The organism is Xanthomonas sp. SHU 308 (assembly GCF_000364645.1).
GTDB classification, from domain to species: Bacteria; Pseudomonadota; Gammaproteobacteria; order Xanthomonadales; family Xanthomonadaceae; genus Xanthomonas_A; species Xanthomonas_A sontii.
Map to the genome: position 1 here is coordinate 1 of NZ_AQOK01000743.1, position 1,324 is coordinate 1,324.

The following is a 1,324-nucleotide window of genomic DNA, read 5'->3' on the forward strand; positions in this document are numbered from 1 at the left end:
CAGCAGCGCCAGCGCCGCGGCGGCCAGGCCGTGCCATTGCAGACGCCCGGCGCTGCGCACGTCGCGCAGGCGCCGGCGCAGGCCCCAGCCGGCGCCGAGGCCGATCGCGGCGCTGAGCAGCAGGCCCAGCGCCAGCACCAGCCCGGCCGTGATCGCGCGCAGCCCGGCATGTTCGGTCAGCGAGTAGATCAGCAGCAGTTCGCCGGCGTACCACAGCAGGCTCTTGCCGAAATGCGCGCCGGCATACGCCGCCAGCGCCGTTTGCGGCAGGCGGGGCAGGGCGGGCAGGGGCGAGGGGTGCGGCATGCCCAGGCTTATAGCCGCGCGATGCGACAGCACCAAGTCCGCCGCGCCGGCTTGCTAGGATCGAAGGCGCTGGTCCCCGTCGTTCGAGGAGTTCGCCGATGTCGCTGTCATGGTCATGGCCCCGGTTGCTGTGCCTGTGTCTTGCCGCCTTCGCTGCGCCTGCCGTCGCGTCCGTGGCCGCGCGCCCGCAGGCGGTGTATCAGCTGTCCGCCGCCGACCTGTTGCGTCTGCTGCGCGGCGATGCGCAGGCCGCGGCGACGCCGCTCGCCGGCAGCGCCGAGCAACGCCGCGCGCAGGCCGGCACGCTGGCGCGGCTGTACATCGCCGGCGTCGCCGACGCCAGCGAAGGCAGACAGTGGTGCGCCGGCGCGCAGGGCGTGCTGACGCACGAACTGGTCGATCGCGTGTTCACCGCGCTCGCCGCGCTGCCGCCGGCGCAGTTGCGGCAGCGCGCCGCGGTTCCGGTGGAGCAGGCGCTGCACGACGCGTTCCCCTGCGCGGCGCGTTGAGCGTCACAGGCCCGTCGGTGACGGGCGCCGGGCCTGACTGCTGCGGGCGACCTGGGCTTGCGCGTGCCGGGATCGAGAGCGATCGCCGACTGTGCCCGACAGAGCGCCGCGTGCCTCGACGCGACGCTGCCCGCGATGGTCGCCGATGGCCGACCAGGTCAGCGCACGCCCTACAACTGCGCCGCCAGCCGGCTGCCCTGGGCGATGGCGCGCTTGGCGTCCAGTTCGGCGGCGACATCGGCACCGCCGATCAGATGCGCGCTGCGGCCGGCGGCCTGCAGCGCCGCCTGCAGGTCGCGCCGCGGTTCCTGGCCGGCGCAGACCACCACGGTGCCCACCGGCAACAGTTGCTCGGCGCCGTCCACGCGGATGCGCAGGCCGCTGTCGTCCACGCCCAGGTATTCGACGCCGCCGAGCATGGTCACGCCCTTGGCCTTGAGCGTGGCGCGATGGATCCAGCCGGTGGTCTTGCCCAGCCGCGCGCCGGGCCGGCCCGGGCTGCGCTGCAG

Annotated in this window: 1 protein-coding gene and 2 pseudogenes; 1 reads left to right on the forward strand and 2 read right to left on the reverse strand. The window is 74.8% G+C overall.

What is annotated here, in order from left to right; translation table 11 throughout:
- Positions 1–306, reverse strand: a pseudogene (locus D588_RS25590) (hypothetical protein); the annotation flags it as partial.
- 173 nt (positions 307–479) lie between these two features.
- On the opposite strand from D588_RS25590, the gene D588_RS0119645 reads away from it, so the two are divergent.
- Positions 480–815, forward strand: coding sequence for a Rap1a/Tai family immunity protein (locus D588_RS0119645; RefSeq protein ID WP_106404498.1), 336 nt, complete (start codon positions 480–482; stop codon positions 813–815).
- Between the two features lie 170 nt (positions 816–985).
- On the opposite strand, the pseudogene D588_RS25595 reads toward D588_RS0119645, so the two are convergent.
- Positions 986–1,324 (reverse strand): annotated as a pseudogene (locus D588_RS25595) (NADPH-dependent 2,4-dienoyl-CoA reductase); the annotation flags it as partial.